This window comes from Azospirillum sp. UENF 312511, assembly GCF_058780635.1.
Genome location: NZ_JBSNCG010000005.1, coordinates 1130011 through 1149652, shown reverse-complemented (window position 1 = coordinate 1149652; position 19642 = coordinate 1130011). Strand labels below are relative to the sequence as shown.

Annotated in this window: 23 protein-coding genes; 4 read left to right on the top strand and 19 right to left on the bottom strand. The window is 70.6% G+C overall.

Annotation, left to right across the window (positions count from 1 at the left end):
• Position 1: 1 nt before the first annotated feature.
• The 15 genes from ACWPN7_RS33565 to ACWPN7_RS33495 all read right to left on the bottom strand — a co-directional run bounded on the left by ACWPN7_RS33565 (position 2) and on the right by ACWPN7_RS33495 (position 9120).
• Entirely contained in the window at positions 2-334 is a 333-nt protein-coding gene (locus ACWPN7_RS33565) for a VirB3 family type IV secretion system protein (protein ID WP_194910862.1), read from the bottom strand.
• A gap of 3 nt (positions 335-337) precedes the next feature.
• Positions 338-628: a hypothetical protein gene (locus ACWPN7_RS33560; protein ID WP_194910860.1), complete on the bottom strand. Its 291-nt coding sequence runs from the start codon at positions 626-628 to the stop codon at positions 338-340.
• On the bottom strand, positions 612-1649 hold the full coding sequence (locus ACWPN7_RS33555) for a CpaF/VirB11 family protein (protein WP_200474825.1): 1038 nt from the start codon (positions 1647-1649) through the stop codon (positions 612-614). The genes ACWPN7_RS33560 and ACWPN7_RS33555 overlap by 17 nt, the downstream gene beginning before the upstream one ends.
• On the bottom strand, positions 1646-1990 hold the full coding sequence (locus tag ACWPN7_RS33550; RefSeq protein ID WP_137106467.1) for a hypothetical protein: 345 nt from the start codon (positions 1988-1990) through the stop codon (positions 1646-1648). Before ACWPN7_RS33550 ends, ACWPN7_RS33555 begins: the two co-directional genes overlap by 4 nt.
• Positions 1991-2006: 16 nt before the next feature.
• Positions 2007-3485: a type IV secretory system conjugative DNA transfer family protein gene (locus tag ACWPN7_RS33545; protein ID WP_137106468.1), complete on the bottom strand. Its 1479-nt coding sequence runs from the start codon at positions 3483-3485 to the stop codon at positions 2007-2009.
• Between the two features lie 11 nt (positions 3486-3496).
• Entirely contained in the window at positions 3497-3844 is a 348-nt protein-coding gene (locus ACWPN7_RS33540; protein WP_137106469.1) for a hypothetical protein, read from the bottom strand.
• Positions 3841-4581 carry a hypothetical protein gene (locus ACWPN7_RS33535; protein WP_200474824.1) on the bottom strand — a complete coding sequence of 247 codons (741 nt, stop codon included), beginning with the start codon at positions 4579-4581 and terminating at the stop codon, positions 3841-3843. The genes ACWPN7_RS33540 and ACWPN7_RS33535 overlap by 4 nt, the downstream gene beginning before the upstream one ends.
• Before the next feature lie 357 nt (positions 4582-4938).
• On the bottom strand, positions 4939-5592 hold the full coding sequence (locus tag ACWPN7_RS33530; RefSeq protein ID WP_200474823.1) for an AAA family ATPase: 654 nt from the start codon (positions 5590-5592) through the stop codon (positions 4939-4941).
• Positions 5589-5822: a chromosome partitioning protein ParB gene (locus tag ACWPN7_RS33525; RefSeq protein WP_200474822.1), complete on the bottom strand. Its 234-nt coding sequence runs from the start codon at positions 5820-5822 to the stop codon at positions 5589-5591. Before ACWPN7_RS33525 ends, ACWPN7_RS33530 begins: the two co-directional genes overlap by 4 nt.
• Complete coding sequence (parA, locus tag ACWPN7_RS33520) at positions 5819-6457, bottom strand: ParA family partition ATPase (protein WP_200474821.1); 639 nt, start codon at positions 6455-6457, stop codon at positions 5819-5821. Before parA ends, ACWPN7_RS33525 begins: the two co-directional genes overlap by 4 nt.
• Positions 6454-7470, bottom strand: a complete 1017-nt coding sequence (locus ACWPN7_RS33515) for a replication initiator protein A (RefSeq protein WP_247891425.1) — start codon at positions 7468-7470, stop codon at positions 6454-6456. Before ACWPN7_RS33515 ends, parA begins: the two co-directional genes overlap by 4 nt.
• A 12-nt stretch (positions 7471-7482) precedes the next feature.
• On the bottom strand, positions 7483-7725 hold the full coding sequence (locus ACWPN7_RS33510; protein WP_200474820.1) for a helix-turn-helix transcriptional regulator: 243 nt from the start codon (positions 7723-7725) through the stop codon (positions 7483-7485).
• 136 nt (positions 7726-7861) lie between these two features.
• Entirely contained in the window at positions 7862-8350 is a 489-nt protein-coding gene (locus ACWPN7_RS33505) for a DUF2285 domain-containing protein (RefSeq protein WP_307832509.1), read from the bottom strand.
• On the bottom strand, positions 8334-8636 hold the full coding sequence (locus ACWPN7_RS33500; RefSeq protein ID WP_200474819.1) for a transcriptional regulator domain-containing protein: 303 nt from the start codon (positions 8634-8636) through the stop codon (positions 8334-8336). The genes ACWPN7_RS33505 and ACWPN7_RS33500 overlap by 17 nt, the downstream gene beginning before the upstream one ends.
• 214 nt (positions 8637-8850) lie before the next feature.
• Positions 8851-9120, bottom strand: a complete 270-nt coding sequence (locus ACWPN7_RS33495) for a DNA -binding domain-containing protein (protein ID WP_200474818.1) — start codon at positions 9118-9120, stop codon at positions 8851-8853.
• Between the two features lie 113 nt (positions 9121-9233).
• On the opposite strand from ACWPN7_RS33495, the gene ACWPN7_RS33490 reads away from it, so the two are divergent.
• Complete coding sequence (locus ACWPN7_RS33490; RefSeq protein WP_200474817.1) at positions 9234-9506, top strand: helix-turn-helix domain-containing protein; 273 nt, start codon at positions 9234-9236, stop codon at positions 9504-9506.
• A 494-nt stretch (positions 9507-10000) separates the two neighbouring features.
• On the opposite strand, the gene ACWPN7_RS33485 is transcribed toward ACWPN7_RS33490, so the two are convergent.
• Both ACWPN7_RS33485 and ACWPN7_RS33480 read right to left on the bottom strand, forming a co-directional pair.
• Positions 10001-10177 (bottom strand): hypothetical protein, encoded by a 177-nt coding sequence (locus tag ACWPN7_RS33485; RefSeq protein ID WP_200474816.1) that lies wholly within the window; start codon positions 10175-10177, stop codon positions 10001-10003.
• Positions 10178-10533: 356 nt separating this feature from the next.
• On the bottom strand, positions 10534-10830 hold the full coding sequence (locus tag ACWPN7_RS33480; RefSeq protein ID WP_200474815.1) for a DUF736 domain-containing protein: 297 nt from the start codon (positions 10828-10830) through the stop codon (positions 10534-10536).
• Positions 10831-11285: 455 nt separating this feature from the next.
• Here ACWPN7_RS33480 and ACWPN7_RS33475 point away from each other — a divergent pair, with 455 nt between their 5' ends.
• Positions 11286-11486: a helix-turn-helix domain-containing protein gene (locus ACWPN7_RS33475; RefSeq protein WP_200474814.1), complete on the top strand. Its 201-nt coding sequence runs from the start codon at positions 11286-11288 to the stop codon at positions 11484-11486.
• Positions 11487-11973: 487 nt separating this feature from the next.
• On the opposite strand, the gene ACWPN7_RS33470 is transcribed toward ACWPN7_RS33475, so the two are convergent.
• Both ACWPN7_RS33470 and ACWPN7_RS33465 read right to left on the bottom strand, forming a co-directional pair.
• Entirely contained in the window at positions 11974-12516 is a 543-nt protein-coding gene (locus tag ACWPN7_RS33470) for a flavin reductase family protein (protein WP_200474813.1), read from the bottom strand.
• A 345-nt stretch (positions 12517-12861) separates the two neighbouring features.
• Entirely contained in the window at positions 12862-13476 is a 615-nt protein-coding gene (locus ACWPN7_RS33465; protein WP_459197892.1) for a hypothetical protein, read from the bottom strand.
• Positions 13477-13723: 247 nt separating this feature from the next.
• Between ACWPN7_RS33465 and ACWPN7_RS33460 the strand changes: the two genes are divergently transcribed.
• Positions 13724-13993: a helix-turn-helix domain-containing protein gene (locus tag ACWPN7_RS33460; RefSeq protein ID WP_200474811.1), complete on the top strand. Its 270-nt coding sequence runs from the start codon at positions 13724-13726 to the stop codon at positions 13991-13993.
• Between the two features lie 281 nt (positions 13994-14274).
• Entirely contained in the window at positions 14275-19509 is a 5235-nt protein-coding gene (locus ACWPN7_RS33455; RefSeq protein ID WP_200474810.1) for a RecQ family ATP-dependent DNA helicase, read from the top strand.
• The last annotated feature ends 133 nt before the right edge of the window (positions 19510-19642 follow it).

Here is a 19642-nt window from a genome sequence, read left to right as displayed (position 1 = left end):
CTCACCTCGGGGCGCGGTAGGACGAGAGGGACAGCGAGCGGCCGCGGGTGCGCAGCGCCCGCAGCAGCCAGGCCGAGGCGTTCTGGCGGACGATCTCCAGCCACCAGGGATCGCGACGGGTCAGATAGCGCGCCGTCAGGAAGACGAGCAGGAACCCCGCCACCGCCTGGGGGATGGCGCCCAGCGCCAGCCACAGCTCCGCTGCCAGCCAGACGGCGATGGCCAGCAGCTCCATGGGCACGCCGAGCGGCATCTTGGTCGGCCGCACCGAGGTGCGGCGGACCGGCTTCTCCCAGCCGTCGGGAACGGAGGGCGGCGGCAGCGGGGTCTCCACGACTCAGCCCCCCGCCAGCGCGATGATGGCGTCGCGCGCCCCATAGGCGGCGGCACCGGCCACGGTGAAGACGAACACCACCACCCCGGCGATGCGGGAGAACATCGCCGCGACCAGCGCCAGCAGCAGTCCGGCGGTGACGGCGATTGGCACGAAGTTGGTGTCGAACACCGCCTGCCAGGACAGCAGCTCCGCCCCGAGGTTGGCGATCACCTGGGCGTGCGCCGGCATCGCCGTCCACGCCAGCACCAGCGCCAGGGCCAGTCCCCGGCGCGCGTTACCGTTGCTCTGCATGCACACCTCCACCGTCAAGTTCCCCCACCCCCAGCGGGCGGAGGACGAATCCCCGGTCCGGGTCGAAGCGTTCGACCTGGACGATCTCGTTGACGAAGCGCCGACCTGTGTGGTCGCGGGCGAGGTGCACCACCGCGTGCACCGCCTTGGCGATCCAGCGCATCTGCAAGGCGTCCATGGCGACGCCACCGAGGCCGACCATCTGGGCGATGCGGTCGAGCGCGTCCCAGGCCGAACCGGCGTGCACGGTGCACAGCCCCGGGTGCCCGGTGGTCCAGCCGACCACCATCTGCCGCGCCTCGGCCCGGCGCACCTCACCCAGCACCAGATGCGTCATCGGCACGCGCAGGGCGTTGGCGACCAGCGTCTCCAGGGTGACCGGCGGGTCGGCCCAGGGGTCGGCGACCATGGCGTAGGCGTGCGGGCACGGCGGCTCGAACTCGTAGGGGTCCTGCAACACCGCCGGCAGCCCGGTGAGGAAGGCGGTTTCCTCCAGGCAGGCGCGCAGCAGCGTGGTCTTGCCGGTGTCCACGTCGCCGGCGATCACCACGGTGCGGCGCCCGTCGATCAGGCGGCGGATCAGACACGCCTGGAGTGTTGTCGCGGCACCGGAGGCCACCCAGTCGTCGAGCGTGATGCGGCCACGGTAAGGCTTGCGGATCGAGCAGGCCGGGCCGGTGGTGACCGGTTCGATGTCGGCGTGGATGCGCTCGCCGGTCTCCGGCAGGGTGACGTCGAGGGTCGGCCGGTCGCGGCGCAGCTCCTTGCGCTGGAAGCCGGCGACGTAGGCGAGGAAACGACGGACCTGATCGGGATCGGCGTCGCGCACGAACTCCGGCGACGGGCCGTTCTTGACCAGCACCCGGCAGGTGCCCCGCCCGCGCAACGGCGGCAGCACCAGGACGTTGGCGACGTCCTCGCGCGACAGCAGGTCGCCGAACAGCCCATCCATCAGCCGGCGCAGGGCCAGCAGCAGCATCTCGCGCCGTGCCGGCTCGTCGATGACCACCAGTTCGGTCATGGCGTCCCTCCCGGCCGGCGGCCGCGACGCTTCCACTCCTCCAGGATCGCCGCCCGGGTCTCGGCCACCGCCTCGTCGTCCACCTCCAGGCCGACGTTGAGCAGGGCAAGCTGCGTCACCATCATGTCCTCGATGCGCAGGATGGTGGCCTCGATCTGGTCCTCCTCGACGCGGGCGCGGGCCAGCGCCGACAGGCCGCGGTCGACCACCAGGGCGACGGCCTCGGCGAAGTGGCGCAGCCGGTGGCGCTCCTGGACGATCTCGATCTGCCGGGCCAGGGCCTCGGGGATGCGGGCGGAGATGTGGCGCAGCTTGCCCGGGGTGTCGGCGTCGTGGCTCATGGTGGAGCGGCTCCCTTCACATGATGGTCTTGCGGCGGGACGGGCGGACGGGGCGCGGCGGCTTCGCGGGGACGTCCGGTCCAGCCCCCTGCCCGCCCGGGACGCCGAACCAGCGGTTGGCCTCGGGCCGGGGTGTCCAGCCACGGGCCGGCGGGCCGTAGAAGGGTTTCCAGGCCGGATCGGCGTACGGGTGCAGGCGGGTGGCGCGGATCGGCTTGCCGTAGCCGAAGACGATCAGGTCGTTGCCGTCCATCTCCAGCGCCGCGTGCATCGGCAGCACCGGGCGGCGGTCCACCCGCACCCCGCGGCTGACGGTGGGGAACAGGTCGAGCAGGCCCTTGGAGGTCGAGCGTGTCGGCACCTCCTCGATGGCCTCGCCGACCATTCGGCTGATCCGCTCGGCCTCGTCCGAGGAGTTCGGGCGGAAGACGACGAGGCGGGTGTTGGCGGTCAGTCCCTTGCCGTAGCGCTCCTCGACCTCGCCCAGGCTCTGGGCGAGCAGCAGCAGGCGGATGCCGTACTCGCGGACGTAGCGGATCCATTCCGCGGCCTCGGGCATGCGGAACTGGAGGAACTCGTCGAGCGCCACCAGCAGCTTCCAGCGCCGCGCCCGCCCGTCGTCGGCGAGAGATCGGTCGACGGTGAGGAAGTCGATCATCTGGGTGAGGATCAGGGTGAAGACCCGGCGCAGGCGCCGCGCGTCCATCGGCCGGGCGACGATGTAGAGCGTCACCGGCCGCTCTCCGGCCACGAGGTCGGCAATCGAGAAGTCGCTGGCGGCGGTCTGCGCCTCCAGCACGCTGTCCTCGAACTCGGCGAGCAGCACCGAGGCGGTGACGTAGACGGACTTGCGGTAATGCAGGCTCTTGTCGACCGCCCCGCCCCGGCCGCCCTTGCGGGCCGGCGGGTCCTTCTTGCCGTCCTCGTCCGGCTCGGCATCGGCGGCGACGCTCTTGTCCCACAGCTCCTGGGCGGCGCGCTGCGCGGTCGGGTGAACGCCCTCGGCCAGCATCAGCGTCAGCCCGTCGTCGCCGAGCAGGATGTGCCGGCGCGCCCCGGCCAGCGACTTCTCCCCGTCGGCCGCCGCGGTGAGGAGATAGACGAAGACGCCGGTGAGGTAGGAGAAGGCGGCGTTGCGCCAGTGCCCCTCCTTCTCGCCCTCGGTGAGGATGCGGGCGGCGTGCTGGCAGTCCGGCACCAGATGCGGGCCGGGGCGCACCGCCATCAGCGGGTTGTAGCGGGGACCGCCGGGCCGGGCGAGGTCGAGCACGATGACGTCGCCGAAGCGCTCGCGCGCCGCCCCGCTGTCGCCGGCCATGGCGCCCTTGAAGTCCCAGACGACAGCGCTCTCACGCCAGCCGGCGAACAGGGTGGGCAGCACCGTGGTGGTGGTCTTGCCCGAGCCGGTGGGGCCGATTGCCAGCACCGGCTGCAGGGTGCGCTCGCGCAAGGGGCGGCCGTTCCAGGCGCCGAGGACGATGCAGGAGTCCGTCATCGCCGTCTCCTTCACAACAGGCCGCTGCGGCGGACGTCGGCGCCGTCGGCCCAGCGGCCGGCGCCGAAGCGGGGACCGCGGTCGCCGCGCAGGGCGAGGCCGGCGCGCACCACCAGCGCCAGGGCGGCAGCGGTGCAGACCAGAACGGCGACGGTGACGATCCAGCGGTGGCCGGGGGCCAGCAGGCTCCGCCAAGCCAGGAACTCGCCGGGCCAATAGAGCGCGACGGTGCCAATGCGCAGCCCGCCGAAGACGGCCGGCCAGCCGAACAGCCAGCCAACCAGCTCGGTGACGACCGCCACCGTCAGCAGCCACACGGCACCGCCACCGAGCAGGGTGAGGAGCAGGGAGCGCGTCACAGCTCGCGCCCTCCGAGGTCGTCCAGGCCGTCACGCCCGATCTCACGGCCGCGTTCCTCGCGCAGGCGCTGCATGTCGATGAGCTGGCGCTCGTAGGCCTGCCGCTCGCGCTCGTCCATCCACCCCAGCGTCCGGGTGGTGACCTCCACCGCGTCGTGACGGAACCAGTGGGTGACGACATCGCGCTCGAAGTAGAGGTCGCGGTCGTCCTGGACGCCGCGGATCATCACGTGCAGGTGCTGGTTGCCGTCCGGGTGGGCCATGTCGGGCTTGCGCTCGACTGCGGCGACCCACTCGAGTTCCCCCACCCGCCGCTCCCAGGCGGTCATGACCTCGCGGCCGTAGGCCACCATGTCGTCGATGCGGTGGCCGTCGTTGGGGCTGACGATGACGTGGAAGACGCGGCGGTCGTCCGACCAGGATGCTGCGACCTCCCCCTTGTCGATGCCGAGGCGGTCGCGGTCGAACAGCGGGCCGTCCTTGGCGAGGTAGTTGGCCAGCACGGCGACCGAGTTCGGGAAGGCACCGCGGGCGCGGTCATGGTAGAGCAGCTTGACGTTGACCGGACGGGCGTAGGCGTTCGGACTGGCCGGCGCGGCCCGCATCCTGACCCGGCGCTCGGGGCGGCGGACATAGCCGCGGGCGAGCGCCCGGCCACGGTCGGCCAGCGCCTTCATGCGGGCCTTGAAGCCGTCGTCGGCCGAGAGGCCGTCGAAGATCGACCCACGCCACCGCATGCCGGTACTCCTCCGCAAACCGGGACCGGCCCTAGGCCGGCCGGAAGACAAAACCGGGCCGACGATGCGTCGAAAACCACTATCTGACAAGAATTCAAAGGGATTATCGGGACTTCGATGGACATGTTCGCCAATGTTCGCCTCAGAGAGCGCGTACACAGGAAAATCTTATGGAAAACAACGACCACGAACAACGGCGAACCGCCCCTTTATCTTGCTGACCGTTGACTTCTCTTCTTCCGCACGCACTCACAGAAGTCCGCCGAAGCTTGGAAACCTTGTCCGATTTCCTGTCTTTGCACGCCATTGTGCGATCGGCTTGGCTCCGGAAAAAAAGCAGGCCGCCGCCCTGCCCGATCAGCCTGCCACCGGGACCGATCCCAGGCCGAAGACCTCGGAGACGAGACAGCGGATGTCGACCTCGGCCCGCCCGGCCATCTCCAGCTCCGGCACCAGCAGCCCGGTGTTGCAGCTCGTCGCGAACGCCAACCGCTGCCGCACCACCGCCGCCGACACCGGCAGGAGCAGCCCCAGCACCCCCGCCTCGGTGCCTGGGTCCACCACCAGTCCTTCCGGCGCCCGGGTCAGCACCAGCGCCGCTGTCATCGCCGGCTCCACCGCCAGCGCCTCGATGACCAGTTGCATCGTGGCGGCACAGCGCACCACCGCCTCCCGGTCCGGCGGCGTCGGCACCAGCACGGTCTCCGCCGCCAGCAGGGCCGCCCGCACCGCCGCCGGCGAACGGGCCGGGGTGTCGATGACCACGTGATCGAAGCTGGTGCCCAGCCCCCACAACCCGCAGCGCAGCTGGGCGCTGGTGATCGTGACGGTGTCGAACAGGGCCGGCAGGTCGTTGCGCCGCCGCATCCCCGCCCAGTCCCGAACGCCCGAGGCGCCGTCCACGTCCATCAGCGCCACCCGCTTGCCTTGCAGGGCCAGCTCGCCGGCCAGGTTGACCGCCAGCGTCGTGCGGCCCACCCCCGGCGTCAGGTTGACCAGGGCGGCGATCATGCCCCCTCCTCCCCGGCGAAGCGGGCTTCCAGCAGCTCGCGCAATAGCGCCGCCATGGTGACACCCCGGCGGAAGGCGGCGATCCTGATCCGCCCGCGCAGCTCCGGCGTGATGTCCACCGTCAGCCGCGCGGTGTAGACCTCCGCCTTGGCCGGCCCGCCCTCGCCCCGGCGCACCCAGGCGTCGGGCGCGCCAGGACGCGCGCCGAAGCCGATCCGCTCCCCGCTCACGGCCCGGTCTCCAGCAGCTCGGCGGCCAGGGCCGCGATCTCACGCGCCGCCGTGGAGCCTGGCTCGCTCTCGAAGGCCAGCCGGCCGGACCGCACGCAGCGGGCGAAGACGACGCGCTGGCCGACCGACGCCGCCATCGCCGGCGGCACCACCCCGGCCAGCTCGCGGCGGGCATCGGCCAGCAGCCGGGTGCGGGCGATGCAGCGGTTGAGCAGGAAACGGGCGATCAGGTCCGGTTTCCAGCCGCGCGCCTCGTCGAGCAGGCGCAGCAGCTCGGCCGAGGCCCAGGCGTCGAACGGGCTGGGCTGCACCGGGATCAGCACCCGCTGGGCGGTCAGGATCGCCGAGCGCGCCAGCGCCGTCACCCGCGGCGGCCCGTCGATGACCACGTGCTCGACCCCGGAGGCGAGGTCGGGCACCTCGCGGTGCAGGGTCTCGCGCGCCAGCCCGACCATGGCGAACAGCCGGGGCAGCCCCTCGCGGTTGCGCTGCTCGGCCCAGTCGAGCGCCGAGCCCTGGGGGTCGGCGTCGACCAGCAGCACCCGGTGCCCACGCCGGGTCAGCTCGCCGGCGAGGTGGAGGGCGAGGGTCGTCTTGCCGACACCCCCCTTCTGGTTGAGGAAGGCCACGATCATCGCGGCGCCCTCCCCGCTCCGGGGGACTTATCCACAGGGAGAGGATTCGTGGAGTCAGCCGCCAAGAGTCTGTTATTGTTTAAGTTATATAAGTTATAGGAGCGAATCGGTGAGGCGGGGCAAGGGTTTGACTCCGAGTCGGGGTGGCGTTCTCCCGCGAGTCGGTATAGTGATATCCCGTTTTTAGATAGTTTCGATGTCCCAACATCATTCACAGGTTGCTCACAGGGGGCTGTGGACAGGTTCGCCAAGGGTCGCGCTCGGGAGAACAGCAGGCGCTCCTCACCACCGCCCCGCTCGATGGACAGCCGGTAGCCCGGCAGACCGGACGCGGCGATCCGCCGGATGTGGCGGGCGAACTCGGCCGGGCGCACCGGACTGCCGCTGCGGGCGTGCAGGCGGTGCAACCCGATGGCGCCGCCGCCGCGCTGCCGGCCGCCCATCTTGCGCACCAGCCGGTACAGCCAGCGCGCCACCCCGCCGGTCAGGGCGAAGTAGCCGGGGTCGAGCGTCAGCACCTGCCGGTCGTGCACCGCCGTGAACAGCCAGTCCGGCAGCGTCAGGCGGACCCCGGCCGCGGTCGGTTCCCACCCCTCCAGCCAGCAAAAACGAGCCAGTCCTTGCGGCCCGGCGCGCAGCGTGGTCTCGACGCGGGTGGCCGCCAGCCGGTCGAAGGCGGCGCGCAGCAACACGTAGTCGTGCCGGCCGACGCCGCGGCCGAGGAAGCGCAGAAGCGGGTACGCCGGGGTTTCCAGATGCCGGCCGGGCGTCCGGCCGGCGTCGAGGGCCTCGGTCAGCTGGCTGACCGCCCAGACCAGCACGTCGGCGTCCCAGAGGGTGGCGATGCCGAGGTCGCCGGCCGGCTCGACCCGGATGCGCACCGCCCCCTGCTCGAAGACGATGGGCGCCCGGCGCGGGGATTTGGCGAGGCTGAACCACGGCCAGACCATCAGGTCGGCGACGTCGCGCACCGCGATGTCGGCGCGGCGGGCGGAAAAGCGAGGGTCGTCCATGCTCGCCTCCCCTCAGCGGCGGGCCGGCCGCACGGTGGCGCCGCCGGGGTCGGAGGTGGAGGTGCGCAGGCCGCGGTCGGCCCAGGCCTTCAAGTCGTCGAGCGCGTAGACGACGCGCCCGCCGATCTTGCGGTAGCGCGGTCCGGTGCCGTAGACGCGGTGCTTCTCCAGCGTCCGGCCGGACAGGCCGAGGAAGCGCCCGGCCTCGGCCGTGCGCAGGAAACGTTGCGGCAGGTCGTCGGCGGTGTCGTGCATGGTCGAGCCTCCGTGTTCCGGAGCGCGCCGCCGGGAGCGGCGGGGCGCGATGGCGGAAGGCTCGCGGAAACACGAAAGCGCCGGGGAGGGGAAAGACCGGAGGGGCCGGAGTCCCCCGGCCCCTCCCCAGAGCGGTCTACCGCTGGCCGCGTCCGAGGCGGCCGGCCAGCAGGTCGCGGTAGCCGCCGGCCATCAGCCGCCGGCCCCGGCGGACCAGGTAGCGGACCTGGTCGCGCAGGGGGCTGGAGCGGAACCAGTCGGCCGCCACCCGCCGCTCGCCGAACACCGCCTCGGCGGTGTCGCGCAGGCTGGCGCCGGCCAGGGCGGCGTCGAGCGCCTGCAGGGCGTGGCGCAGCAGGCCGGTCTGGGTGGGCGTCAGCTCGGGCGGCGGCGGCCGGCCGGCCATCAGCGCCGCCAGCCGCTCGATCCCGACGACCTGTGGCGCCCGCGGCCGGTCGAACGCCACGGCGGCCCACAGCGGCGTTCCCGGTGCCGGCAGGTCGGGCGCCAGGACCAGGAAGCGCCGCTCGCGGGCGCCGTCGGCGATCACCACGTGGAGGCCGTCCGGCGTCGCCAGCACCGCCCGCCGCCCCGGCCCGGCCAACGGATCAGCCGCGGGAGCCACGGGGATCGGCTGCGTGGGGGCTGGGATCAGCCGCACCAGGTCCGGCAGCAGGTCGGGCGTCCAGAAGATCGCCGTGTCGTGGGCGGTCCGGTCCGGGTCCTCGGCGAAAGGACAACCCCCAGCGCCGGCCGACGGCGGCGTACTCGGGCGAGCGCGGCGCGGCGGCCCGCGTCGCGGCCCTGTACTCGGGATTGCGGCGCAGGAACTCCCACGCCCAGCCCGCCACCGGCAGCGATGCCGTGTCGGCGTAGGCGGTGGCGGACCGCCAGTCTCTCGTGTTCGTCATGGTTACCGTCCTCGTCAGGGATGAAGGGACGGATGCGCATCCGAACGCTCAGGTTGCGAATCGCCGAGCGCACCGGTAGGCCGGTGCGGCGTATCGGGGGATCGATGCAACCGGCACACCCCGATCGAAAGGGGAGGAAGCGCTTGACCGGACAGGAAAAGAGCCGCCCAGCCGGCGTTCGGCGATGCCGGAAGGGCCGTGCGGCAATGGCGGCTTAATTCGAAACGAGCAGGTGGCGGTAGCCGCTTTCGGTCATCCAACGGGCGCGGGCAAGGTGGCTGGCGTGGGCACGCCGGGCGCGCTCGGGCTCCTCGTCCGGGTCGATGCGCAGGACGATCCGGGCGACTTCGTCGGGGTCGGCGCCGTCCGCCGCGGCGTCGAGCAGGCGCAGGTAGGTGACCAGATGCAGCCGGTCGTAGTCGGTGAGCGTCTCGCCGGTGGGCGCCACGTCGAACACCGGCGTGTCGATGCGCGGCTTCCTCATGCGCAGGCTCCTTTCCCTTCGGTGTTGGAGACCGCCCGTTGGCCATGGGCTGGCGTCCGAATGGGAGATGTATCCCGTGGAGACTTTTCCCGCAATGGGGCTCCATCCTGGCGATGGAGGACCTGCCCGACATCCTGGCCGTGAACATCCGGCGCCTGCGGCGTGAGCGCGGCATCACGCAGGAGGAGCTCGCGCATATCTCGGGCATCGACCGCAGCTACGTCGGGCAGATCGAGCGGGCCGAGCACAAGGCGAGCGTGGTGACGCTCGGCCGGCTGGCGCGGGCGCTGAAGGTGCTCCCCGGCGATCTGCTGACGCTGCCCCCCGATCACCCCTTCCTCTCCGAACTGGCCGGCCCCGTTCGGGACGGTGACGGCGGTGTGTGACGACATACGTGGGTAGGACGCCACGTTTCCGCCACCATTGCTTTTGGGGTGAAAGGGTTGGCAATGCCAACGGTTTCCGGGAGAGGTGCGTGACTTTTTAGGCGTATGCCGGCCAATCGGGGCGGTGGCCAGGGGTGCATTCCCGTGTTCACGGCGATCCGGAGTCCCGGATTGGCGGATGTCCGGATCGACGGACAGCCGGATATCCGGATCGCCGGTTTTCCGTAAATCCGGGTGTGGAAGGGGCCGTGCTCCTGAGCAGCGACCGAGGGTGATCACCGGCACACCACCGGACAGACCCTTGTTGATGACGGCGCACCGATGCGCGAGTCCACGAATAAAAGAAAATCCCGTTCAACGATTAAAGGGACACGGGTCCACGATTTGGGGGGCCGTGCGCCCGATCGTGGCGACCGGCGGTGACGGGAAGAGCGCGTCGGCAGGCGTCCTCCCGCCACAAGACGAGGCTCCTGGCCGCGACGCACGGCGCCGCCTCAGGCAGGCGGCGCCTCCTTGATGAACAGCAGCGCGTCGGTGGCGCGGTCCATCCTCGCCTGCCGAGCGAGGAGGCGGTCCAGTTCGGCCCGGGCCTGGGCGCGTTCACGGCGAGTCAGGGCGCAGGATGCCAGCTCGGCCCGCAGTTCCCGGATCTGGTCATGGATGGTGAGCATCGTCCCCTCCTCTGGTTTTGAAGACGAGGGGGCGTCACGATGCCGGAGCGGTCCGGGTCGAGGATCGCCGCAGGCGACCGGCGTGCCGGCGAGCGGGGGAGCCAAAAGGCGCCAGCCTTTTGGGGGGGACCGCTCGTCCTCGAGGCGGACCGCTCCGGCATGGTAGGCTGGGACGTCCGAAGAGACAGACGGACTTTCGGGAGCACAGGGCCTCCCCATCTCGGCCCGCGACCGGTCGCGTGGCGATCACGGCCATCACGAACGGCGGCACCAACCGCTCGTCGCGTTCGAGCAGGTCCGTTATGGCCCGGAGCCGGGTGCGGCGCCCGGGGATGCGCCGCACCCGGTGGCCGGCCTCAGCGGGACCAGATCAGGGCGTAGCCGCCGTCGACCTCGACCAGACTGGCATAGATCGGGGCGGGGAAGCTCGGATCGTCCAGCTTGACCGAGTGGTAGTCGCGGCCGGTCTCCTTGGCGGTCTTGCGCCACCCCGCGCCGATCTCGATCCCATTGCTCTGGGCGCGCAGGTTGGGAGCCTTGTCGCTGTCCTTCGCGGCCGGGACGAAGCGGGCCTTGATGTTGAGGGTGAGCGTCTTGATGGTGCCGGTGAAGGAGCCATCGTCGTTGCGGGTGAAGGTGCCGATCTGAGCCATAGTCGCCTCCGTCGCTGGGTTCGGCCGCGACCACCGCGGCCTTGATGGCGATCACAAGGGCGCCGGGCGACCGGCCCGCACCCGAAGGGCCACAGCGCAGCGGAGGACCGGCGGGAGCCAAGCTTCTTGTCGCGCGAGGAAGCCGCGCGCAGGCCTTGGCCGAGCACGGCGGGGAAGAAGGTCGGCTCCCGCCGGTTGTGGGATCGAGGTCGGGCTGCCCCGCAGCCGCACCCGGCGTCAGGGTCGCCAGCAGGAAAGGCCGCCGTGGTCGAGCCGCGAGCCGTTCCGCCGGAGACGACCTCGCTCACGGCGTCACAACGCAACGCCGGATGCAATCGTGCCGGAAACGGCGCAGTTCCCCGCTCACATGGCCTCGGCCTGGGAGAAGGACCATGAACGGCTCCCGCCCGCCGTGGTAGCGTCGCCCGATGGAGCGGTTGATCGGAGATGGATGCATGCCCCCGGAGCGGTGCCGGTTCCTCCGGCGTCAACTGGGATGGTCGCAGGAAGCCCTCGCCGAGAAGGCGATGCTGTCGGTGTCGGGGGTGCGTTCCTTCGAACTCGGCAGGGGCTCGTCGCGGGGCTACGTGCCGGGCAGCCTCCGGCGGGCCTTTGAAGGCGCGGGCGTCCGCATGGACAGCGACGAAGCACCATGAACCACTGCAGCGATCAGGCGTTGAAACTTTCTGGCACGGGAGACGGCCGGCGGCCGGTGATCGCCACGGGAAAGCGCCAAGGATTGACGGTGATGATCGTCGTCGGGGGCCCCTGACGTTCCCGCTGCGGTTGGAATCACCCTGCGTCCGGAGAACCGGTTCCTGCCGCCGCCACCCTTGCAGGAGGAAGGCACGTCGCGGGAGATGCGCCAGGGATCGAGGACCGTCAGGTTCGAGACTCCGCAGGAGGCTCGATTCACGAGAGCCCGGCGCGCGGGCTTGCTCGCGCGGGCGCCATATCGCCTCGCTCACGAAGGACCCCGGTTACCCTTCGGTGGACAACGGGAGCGGCGGCTTTGCACCATCATATGGGAACGTCCGCAGGGCGCGCATTTGTGAAGATGCCCCTTTCCGCGGCACTGCCTTCGGCCGACGGACACCAGCATCCGCGGCACAGGATGGGCATGGACCGGACCCGCCGGTGGACCTATACACCGCCCGGGAGCTTGGACCGCATCGCCTCTCTCCGGTCGAAACGCCGGCCATCCGCCACGAACGTGCCGTCGCCGACGGCGTGGATCAGCCTCTTCTCCTTGCGGCTGCCATCGACATGGGCGGCCACACCCTGGAGCACCACGATGTCGTGATGCCCGATGATCTCGGCGACGCGGCATTCGATGTTGGCGAGGCACTCGGCGATGAGCGGCGCCCGGACGTGCTGCGCCGTCACACGGCTCAGCCCGAACCTCGCGAACTTGTCCGTGTCCCTCCCCGAACAGGTTCCAACCCCGATGACAGTGTCGAGGAGATCCACCGTGGGGACCGCGATCACACACTCCTTCATCTTGGTGAGCGCGGCGTAGGAGTGGTTCCAGGCCCCGGTGGTGATGGCGAATTTCGCCGTGAAATCCAGCACCATCGTCCAGGAGATGGTCATCACGTTATCCGTGCGGCCGTCGCTCGTCGTCACCAGGACGACCGGCCCCGGCTCGATCAGCGTGAACGCCTTGCCGATCGGCAGCTCTTCCAACCCTGCCTCCCTCCCGCAAACGATGCGTTCCTGCGAAAGCCGTGAGGTGGAGAAGGCGGCAGGCCCGGTGGACATGAGAGGCCCGCTGCGCACGCCCCCCTGATTACGCCGGCAGATGCACGCCGGTCAACGCCTTGCTCAACGCCCACAGCCTTTCCGCCGCCGCGGGGGCAACCGGGTAGGGAAAGGCGCCCGCGCCTCGGCCGACGGGCGCCATCATCGGTGCACAGGACCGACAGGGCGCGACCCGACAGACGCACCATCCGTCCGGAAGGAAACGGAGCGTGTGTCCAAATGGCGCCACGGGTGTTTTGCCGCAGTTCAGGAAAAGAGTCGGCGACCGGCTCAGCCGGACAGTGTCGGACGCTGCTGCTGCTCCGCCGCCAAGGTGACGAGGTCGGACAGCACGCTGCGCAGAAACGGCCAGGGAAGGTCGTCGCCCTCCGGTTCCCGCTCTCCCCATTGCTCGATGACGACGAGCTTGGCAATCGCGCCCATCAGCGAGTGGGCCGGCGTCACGGCGGCGATGCGCAGCAGCTCATCGACGCGGTGGTCGGCGGCAACCTCCGACCGGATGGCCGCGGTGAGCCCACAGGCGGCGGCTTCGGCGTTCCAACGGGCACGCGCCACCCTCAGAGCGCGTTTCAGGCGGCGGCGTTGCGCCAATCTCGCCGGGGCCGTGCCCAGCACCCGGTCGATCTGGCGCGGATCCGTTGCCCGGACCATCGGCCGTTCGGGATCGCTCATCGGGATCTCGACGGCCGGCAAGCCGATGCGGCCGATCAGGTAACGTTCCAGCTGTTGCGCCTCACGGCAGAGATGCTCCGACAGAGGAAAGGCAGCCCGCCATTCCTTCCAGAGAACGAGGAGGGGCTCCGCATCATTCCCATCCGGGGCGGCGTCCAGCACCCGGATCGCCGCGGACAAGGCCGCGTGACGTGATGCTTTGCTGGTCCTCAATCTTGGCGTGCGCGTCTCCCGTGGCATGATCGGTCCCCTCCATTCCGGCTGGGTCAGTTAGCGTCGCTTCAGGGTCCGACTCGGATAGGGGCTTGGGCCTGTCGGCCAGGACACCAGGGGCATACCCACGCGAAGCCGAGTTCCTGACGGTTCAGATGAGTACGTATTTTTCGCACTTGTGCGTATAAAGCGCAATCGTATTTTCCGTCTCCTTGCGCTTTCTGCGTACCCGCCTACCATCCGGCACATGAATCTGACGCCCGCTCAATGCCGCGCCGCCCGCGGTCTGGTGAACATGACTCAGCAGCAGCTCGCCGAGGCGAGCGGCGTGAGCTTGCGCACCATCACGCATTTCGAGAAAGGCGGGCGCACCCCCATACCAGCCATTCTGCGGGCGCTGAAGGACGCGCTCGAGGCGGCCGGCGTCATCTTCATCCCCAGCAATGGCGAAGGTGTCGGCGTCCGCCTGCGCAAAGGCACCGAGCCACCGGCGGGGCTGAACCATGGTGGGAATTGAGGCGCGCCAAACGCGCGCCCATTCCCGCCGTCACCCCGTCGGACCTACCGGCCGGTCGGATCGCCCCGGTCGCCACCGGTGCCATTGCCCACACGGACCACGCCCTGAGGCATGATCCGGCGGTTCGTTTTCACAGGCCGCCGGTTTTCCGTAAATCCGTCATTCCGGGTATCCGGATCGCCGCCGAAAAGACAAAGCGGAAAAACGTCGTTGTGGTTGTGCATCCGCACGCTGTAGAAGTTTTCGCGACGGTTGCATCGCCTTTGAAGTGAACTTCCTCCTTGCTGTCCCAAGCCCTCGACGCGCTCCTCAGGAAACGGCAATGCCGCGCCCCGCTGTCCGATGCGAGCGTGGACACCTATCTGGCAAAGACGCTGTTCATCGACGTCGAAGCCGACCGTAGCGGGCGCCCGAATGCGGTCGGCGCGGTGCTGGACGACCGGATCTTCCGATGGGAGAAGCAGGGTTCCAGGCCCTTCGCCTTCGCTGGACTGGACGGATTCGTCCGAGGCGCCGAGCGCATCGCCGGCCACAACATCCTGGCACACGATCTGCCGATTCTGCGCGACGCGTTGCCGGGGCTGGGCGCATGGACGTTGCCGGTGGTGGACACGCTGGTGCTGTCGCCGCTGGCCTTCCCGGCCAACCCCTATCACCGGCTGATCAAGGGCTACAAGCTCGCGAAGGATGCGGTGAACGATCCGGTCGCCGACGCCCGGCTGTGCCGGGCGGTGCTGCGCGACGAGATCGATGCCTTCGCCCGGCTGGCGCGGCAGACGCCGGACGCCGCCGCGTTCCACCGCTTCGCACTGTCCGGCCCAGGCCAAAGCGGCATGGCCGACCTGCTCGGCCTGTGCGGCGCGGCCCTGCCGCCGACGGCGTCCGCGGCCCTCGCGCTGTGGATGCGGTGCGCGACGGCACGCGTCTGCACGACCGCGTCCGCCCGCCTCGCTGCGGCTGGGCTGGAACCGCCCGCAGCGCGCCTCGCCTTCGCCCACACGCTGGCGTGGCTCGGTGTGGCGGGCGGCGCCTCGGTGTTGCCGGCCTGGGTGCGCCATCAGCACCCGGCGGTCGGGCCGCTGCTGTGCGACCTGCGCGACACGCCGTGCGACGACCCCGCGTGCGCGTGGTGCCGCACCGCCTTCAGCGCGACGCATTGGCTGCGGGAGACCTTCGGGTTCGACGCCTTCCGACCGTGGCCGGCCGCGCCCGACGGCGGGAGCCTGCAACAACGCATCGTCGAGGCCGGCCTCGCCGGGCGGCCGGCGCTGGCGGTGCTGCCCACCGGCGGCGGCAAGTCGCTGTGCTTCCAGGTGCCGGCCCTGGCCCGCCACCAGCGCACCGGGGCGTTGACCGTGGTGGTGTCGCCACTGCAGGCGCTGATGAAGGATCAGGTGGACAATTTCCGCACCAAGACCGGCCGGCCGGCGGCGGCGGCCGCGCTCTACGGAGCGCTCACCCTGCCGGAGCGAGGCGCGGTGATGGACCGGGTGCGCCAGGGCGACGTCGCCCTCCTCTATGTGTCCCCCGAACAGCTGCGCAACCCGTCCGTCGTCCGCACCATCGAGCAGCGGGAGATCGGTGCCTGGGTGTTCGACGAGGCGCACTGCCTGTCCAAGTGGGGCCATGACTTCCGCCCCGACTATCTCTACACCGCGCGCTTCATCGCCGAACTGGCCGAACGCCAGGGCACGCCGCCGCCGCCCGTCACCTGCCTGACCGCCACCGCCAAGCACGAGGTCGTCGAGGAGATCCGCGGCCACATCCGTGACCGGCTGGGGCAGGAGCTCGACCTGTATGCCGGGGGCGCCGAGCGCTCCAACCTGACCTTCGCCGTCGAGAGCATCACGCCGGCGGAAAAGGTCGAGCGCATCGCCGCCCTGCTCGAGCAGCATGTCCGGCAGGACGGCGCGTCGGCCTGCGCCGTGGTCTACGCCGCCACCCGGCGCGGCACCCAGGATCTGCGGGACGCGCTGACCGGATACGGCTGGCCGGCCGCCGCCTTCCATGCCGGCATGAAGGCCGCCGACAAGGCGGAGGTTCTGGCGGGCTTCATCGGCGGCTCCATTTCCGTGGTGTGCGCCACCAACGCCTTCGGCATGGGCATCGACAAGGACAGCGTGCGGCTGGTGGTGCACGCCGATGTGCCCGGCTCCCTGGAAGCGTACACGCAGGAGGCCGGACGCGCCGGACGGGACGGGCTGCCGGCAACCTGCGTGCTGCTGTTCGATCCCGACGATCTGGAGGAGCAGTTTCGCCTCGCCGCCCGGTCGGAGCTGCGGCGGCGCGACATCGGGCAGATCCTGCGGGGCGTGCGGCGGCTGTCGCAGCGGTTGGGAAAGGACGAGGTGGTGGCCACCGCGGGCGAGCTGGTGGCCGATCCGGAACTCGACCTCGGCTTCGCGGCCGACGATTCGGACGCCGACACCAAGGTGAAGACGGCGCTGTCCTGGCTGGAGCGCGCCGGGCTGGTCATCCGGTCCGAGAACCGGACCTCCGTCATCACCGCGCGGCCCAAGCCGCTGTCGCTGGAGCAGGCGCGCACCGCCATCGAGCGTCTGGGTCTGCCCACGGCGACGGTGGCGCAGTGGATGGCCATCTTCCGCACGCTGGTGGCGGTCGCCGCCGATCCCAGCGAGGAGTACCCGCTGACCGTCGACACGCTGGCCGCTCTCGATCCCCTGGCGGCCGACACCGCCGGCCCGCCGCAGGAGGCGACCGCCAAGGTGCTGACGGTGCTGACCGCGATGGCCGGCCACGGCCTGATCGAGAGCGGGACCGTGCTGACCGCACAGGTGAGGCCGTTGGGCGTCAACGCCTCGCGCCGTGTCCTGGCCCAGTTTTCCGGTGCCGCCCGCACTCTGCTGGCGATGCTGCGGGAGGAGGCGCCGGATGGGGAGGAGCTGTGCCTGTCGCTGACGGCGGCCACCCAGCGGCTGCGCGACCGGGGCTGCGCCGAGTGCCAGCCCGAAGTGGTTCTGCGGCTGCTGAAAACGCTGTCCGACACCAACCGTGGGGGCAACGCACGCCTGCGTCTCGCCACGGTGGCACGCTGGCGGTACAGCCTGACGCTGGCGGGAACGTGGCAGGGCCTGGAGGATGGCCTGCGCCGGCAGGAAGCGGTCGCCTCCCTGGTGCTCGACCGTCTGCTGGCGACCGGCCGGGCCGCGGACGGCGCGGGCAAGACGGTGGTGCCCTTCGCCATCGAGGAGCTGGCCCGGGCGGTGACCGATGACCTGACGCTGGCCGCCGAGGTGTCCGATCCTATCGCCGCGGTCCAGGCGGCGCTGCTGATGCTGCACGACTGGAAGGTGATCCTGCTGCAAGGCGGCCTGTCGGTGTTCCGCCAGGGTCTGAGCTTGCGGCTGCCGGAGGCGGCGCGGGGACGGCGCTACACCAACGAGGACCATGAACCGCTGGCCCGCCATTACGCCGGCCGCACCTTCCAGATCCACGCCATGGGCGAATACGCCCGTCTGGGGCTCACCAGCCCGGAGCGGGCGGCGGCCTTCGCCGCCGATTACTTCGCCCTGCCGGAAGACCGGCTGCTCGCCCGCCACTTCCCGGGCCGGCGCGCCGAGTTGGCCCGCCCGGTGTCGGCGGACAGCTATGCCCGCATCGTCACCGATCTCGCCAATCCGGCGCAGCAGGCGATCGTGACCGCGCCGGTCGGGCGCAACCTGCTGGTTCTGGCCGGACCGGGGTCGGGGAAGACCCGCGTCATCGTCCACCGCTGTGCCTACCTGATGCGGGTGCTGCGGGTGCCGGCACAGGCAATCCTGGTGCTGTGCTACAACCACGCGGCCGCACTGTCGATCCGCCGACGGCTGCGCGCCCTGATCGGCGACGAGGCCGGCTGGATCGACGCCTACACCTACCACGCGCTGGCCATGCGTCTGGTCGGGGCGAGCATCGCCGAGCGCCTGGAGCACCGGCCGGACAGCGCGCCCGCCGATCCCTTCTCCGGTGTAATCGGCGACGCCACGGCACTTCTGCGCGGGGAAAGCGCCTTTCCCGGCCTCGACGCCGAGGACGTGCGGGAACGGCTGCTGGCGCGCTACCGCTACATCCTGATCGACGAATACCAGGACATCGACGAGGAGCAGTACGACCTCGTCTCCGCCATCGCCGGCCGCCAGGAGAAGGACGCCGAAGCGCGGATCGCGCTGATGGCCGTCGGGGACGACGACCAGGCGGTGTACGGCTTCCGTCACGCCGACGTCGCGTTCATCCGCCGGTACCAGGCCGACTACGCGGCGGAGGTTCACCATCTGGTGGAGAACTACCGCTCCACCGCCGCCGTGATCGCCGCATCGAACACGCTGATCCGGCACAACACCGACCGGATGAAGACCGAGCACCCCATCCGCATCGACCGGGCGCGGGCCGAGGACCCGGCGGGCGAACCCGTGCGGGTTCTGGCGGTGGAGACCATCGCGCATCAGATCGGCGCGGTGCTGGACGTCATCGAGCAGCGGCGGGCTCGACATTCCGGCACGTCGTGGAGCGACTTCGCCGTGCTGGCGCGTCAACGCCACGTTCTGGCGCCGTTCCACGCGTTGTGCGACCAGGCCGGCATTCCGTGCGATCCCGCCTACGACACCACGTCCGATCGGTTTCCCCCGCACCGGCTGCGCGAGGTGGTGGCCTTCCTCGACCGGCTGAAGCGGGCGACCGCACGGGTTGACGGGACATGGTTGCAGGCACAGCTGGCCGCCCTGCGCCAGGAGATGGGCGCCTCGCCCTGGTGGGGGCTGGTGGAGCAACTGCTTGGCGGCTGGGCGACGACGAGCGCCGGGCGGGCGGCGGAACCAGAAGCGGTGCGCGAGGCCCTGTATGAAGGGCTGTCCCAGCTGCGCCGCGAGCGCGCGACCGGCGCCGGCATCCACATCGGGACGCTGCACGGCGCAAAGGGGCTGGAGTTCCGGCACGTCATCCTCCTTGACGGGGGATGGGACGGACGGCCATCGGACAGGGCTGCCGCGGACAGCGAGGAGGAGCGGCGGTTGTTCTACGTCGGCATGACGCGAGCGAGGGAGACGTTGTGCCTGATGCGCCGTGCGGATGTGAGGAATCCGCATCTGCCGCTGCTCGATGGCGTCGACCATGTTGCCTGCGCCGATACCGGGCGCGCCGACCGGAGAGTGCTCCACCGTCAGCGCACCGTGCTCGGGCTTGGCGACCTGCACATCGACTTTGCCGGCCGCCAGCCGGCAACGGCGGCCGTTCACCGGGTGATGGCGGCCCTGCGGCCGGGTGATGCGATGACCTTGCGGGCGGCACGCTCGCCGACGGACCGGGTGTCGGTGCTGAGTGCTGACGGCACGGTGATTGCGCGCCTTTCGGAGGCGGCCAGCCGGCACTGGTCCTATCTGATCTCCGCGGTTGAACAAGCCCGTGTGCATGCCGTGGTTCGCCGGCATCGGAAGGACTGCGCAGAGGCTTGGCGCGGCCAGATCAAGACTGAAAGCTGGGAGCTCCCGGTGATTGAAATCTGGACACGCTCTGTCCGTTGACATCACTTTGCAAGAAAGCTCTCATTTCTGGCATCCAGATTGGTGAGCTTCCGCAATGCGCCGATATCGTTGAAAAAGTCAGGTGCTGATCGAGTGCTGCTGCGCCGATCGTAAGGACCGAACGGGCAGAGGC